Raw genomic sequence first — 3,064 nt, 5'->3', positions numbered from 1 at the left:
GGCGGCGCGGCCTGCCGGACGTAGGTGACGGGGTCGTGGCGCAGTCCCGGCCGGTCGGGTCGCCCGGGCCGCGGGCCACGACGAAGGCGGCGACGCCGAAGACCAGCGCGACCGGCTCGACCTGGCCGTGCACGGAGGCCACCAGGATGGCCAGGGGGTTGCAGGCGTACTGGAAGGCGCGCAGCGAGGCGGCGGACCCGCCGGCGAGCCTGCCGACCAGCGGGATCAGGATGATGTCGGCCACCACGGTGACCAGGCGGCCGCCCCACTCCCACGGGATGCCCAGCCAGAGCAGCAGGCCGTACACGTACGGGATGGTCGGCAGGAAGTGCCAGCCGCCCTTGCTGCCCAGGACCGGGTCCTGCCCGTTCAGGACCGCCTCACCGGCGGGTTTGAAGCTGTTGACGAAGTCGACCGGCTGCCACTCGCTCATGGCCGCGACGGCCATGATGAGCAGTCTGAAGCCGACCCCGACGGCCAGCACGACGGGCAGCGACGGGCGCCAGCCCCTCCACTGCGCGACGACGGCGAGCACGACACCTGTGACGAGGACGATCCCCGTGAGAATTGCGTTGTCCATGGCGGCCCCTAGCCTGCCTGATCCGGGGAGTGGACAACCACCCGGACGGGGAAACGAGACCTGTCGGCCGGGCTCGCGCGTCCTGCGCGGTCAGGTCCGCACGCCGGGCCGGGCGGCGGCGGGGAACGCCCGGCGGGTGTAGACCAGCGCGGCCAGCGCGGTCGCGGCGAGCAGGACGTAGCCGACCGCGTAGGCGCCGAAGGCGGAGTAGACCACGCCCATGACCAGCGGCGGGAAGTAGCCGCCGAGTCCTCCGGCGGCGCCCACCAGGCCGGTCACGGTGCCCACCCGCGAGGGTTCGACCAGCTTGGCGACCAGGGCGAACACGCCGCCGGTGCCGAGGCCGAGGAAGAACGCCATCACCACGAAGGTGAGCCCGGCGGGGATCTCCGGGGGCGGTTCCAGCACCAGGACGAGCGCCATCACCACGGTGCCCGCGAAGGAGGCGGTCAGCACCCTGACGGGGCCGATCCGGTCGGACAGGATCCCGCCGACCGGCCGGGCGAGCACCGCGGCGATGGAGAACCCGGCGGCGCGGAGCCCGGCGTCGGTCTGCGCGAACGCGTACACGCTCTGCAGCAGGGTGGGCAGGTAGGTGGAGAACGCGACGAACCCGCCGAAGGCGACGGCGTACAGGAACGCGCACTGCCAGGTCGCCTTGATCCTCATCGCGTCGCGCATGCGGGGCAGCGCGGGCTCGGTGGACGGCTTCCAGTCGGGTGAGTTCCTGCTGAGGAGCAGCATCACGACGCCGGTGACCGCGAGGGCCGCGGCCATCAGCAGGTGGGTCTGGGTCCGGCCGAGCGCCTCGACCAGGCGCGGGGTGAGGAAGGCCGACAGCGCGGTGCCGCCCATCCCGGCCCCGAAGACGCCGGTGGCGAAGCCTCTGCGGGCCGGTTCGTACCAGGCGTTGACGAAGGGGACGCCCACCGCGAAGGAGGTGCCGGCGACACCGAGCAGGAAGCCCCAGAGCAGCAGCGTGCCGTACGAGCCGGACCAGCCGACGCCGAGCACCGGGATGATCGAGACGAAGCAGATGACGGCGAACATCAGGCGGCCGCCGAGGCGGTCGGCGAGCATGCCCACGGGGATGCGGCCGAGTGAGCCGACCAGGACGGGGATCGCGACCAGCATGGAGGTCTGGGTCGGCGACAGGCCGAGCTGCCCGCTGTAGGTCCTGGCCAGGGGCCCGATCAGGTTCCACGCCCAGAAGGTGACCGCGAAGGCGGCCGTGGCGAGGATCAGGTTCGGCGTCTGGCCACTGCGTGTTCCGTCCGGCATGCGGCCCTACTACCCGCGATGTCGTGACTTCATGTGACCGGGGGACGGAAGTCGGCGGACGGTGCGGGCGGAGGCCTCGCCGCCGGGGATCCGTCTTCCCCGGCGGCGAGGGGATCGTCAGCCGAGCCGGTCGAGGTAGGCCCGGTGGCTGCGGGAGAACTCGTGGCCGTTGTACCGGTCCCAGTTGATCGACCAGGTCATCAGGCCGCGCAGGTGCGGGTAGGTCGCCTTCGGCCGGTACGGCCCGCAGTTCGCCCCCTTCGTCAGGCAGTCGAGGGCTTTGTGCACCTCGGCCACCGTGGTGAAGCCGTTCCCGGCCCAGGGCGCGGCGGGCAGGCCGATGGCGACCTGGTCCTGGCGCAGGGCGGGGAAGACGTTGGCCGGGTTCCCCGCGATGGGGAAGCCCGCGAGCAGCATGTCCGTCATGGCCACGTGGAAGTCGTGCGTGCCCATGGTGTGGTACTGCCCGTCCAGGCCCATGATCGGGCCGGAGTTGTAGTCCTGGACGTGCAGGAGGGTCAGGTCGTCGCGCATCGCGTGGACGACGGGCAGGTAGGACCCGGCCCGCCGGTCGGCGGAGCCGTTCGCGCCGGGGCCGTAGAACTGGTGGCCGAGCTGGACGAAGAACGTCTCCGGGGCCATGGTCAGCACGAACTTCGCGCCGTACTTCGCCTTGAGCGCCTTCAGCGCGGCGATCAGGTTGACGATCACCGGGGTGGTCGGGGCCCGCAGCGAGGTGTCGCCGGCGTCGAGGTAGAGGGAGTGGCCCTCGAAGTCGATGTCCAGCCCGTCGAGGCCGTACCTGTCGATGATCGCGCTCACCGAGCGCACGAACGCGTCGCGGGCGGCGGCGGTGGTGAGCTGGACCTGGCCGTTCTGACCGCCGATGGAGATGAGCACCTTCTTCCCGGCGGCCTGCCTGGCCCTGATCGCGGCGGTGAATTCGGCCTCGGACTCGACGTTCGGGCACTCGGCGGCCGGGCAGCGGGTGAAGCGGATGTCGCCGGAGGTCACCGAGGTCGGTTCGCCGAAGGAGAGGTTGATGATGTCCCATTCGTCCGGCACGTCGGCCATCCGGACGTAGCCGGAGCCGTTGGCGAAGGAGGCGTGCAGGTAGCCGACCAGGAGCCGGTCGCCCGCGGGCGGCGGTGTCACCGTCGGGGTCACCGTCGGGGTCACCGTCGGGGTGGGGGGTGGGCGTGG

Annotated in this window: 2 protein-coding genes and 1 pseudogene; all 3 read right to left on the bottom strand. The window is 71.9% G+C overall.

Translation table 11 applies throughout. From position 1 onward, the window contains the following. Positions 1–580: pseudogene (locus ACWJ6R_RS33425) on the bottom strand (hypothetical protein); the annotation flags it as partial. A gap of 90 nt (positions 581–670) precedes the next feature. Further along, a complete protein-coding gene (locus ACWJ6R_RS33420; RefSeq protein WP_449066048.1) occupies positions 671–1,861 on the bottom strand; it encodes an MFS transporter in 1,191 nt (396 codons plus the stop codon). A 117-nt stretch (positions 1,862–1,978) separates the two neighbouring features. Next, on the bottom strand, positions 1,979–3,040 hold the full coding sequence (locus ACWJ6R_RS33415) for a chitinase (RefSeq protein WP_449066049.1): 1,062 nt from the start codon (positions 3,038–3,040) through the stop codon (positions 1,979–1,981). Between the last annotated feature and the right edge of the window lie 24 nt (positions 3,041–3,064).

This window comes from Planomonospora algeriensis (assembly GCF_977012225.1).
The sequence above is the reverse complement of the archived record's forward strand: the minus strand, read 5'-3'. Positions and strand labels throughout refer to the sequence as shown.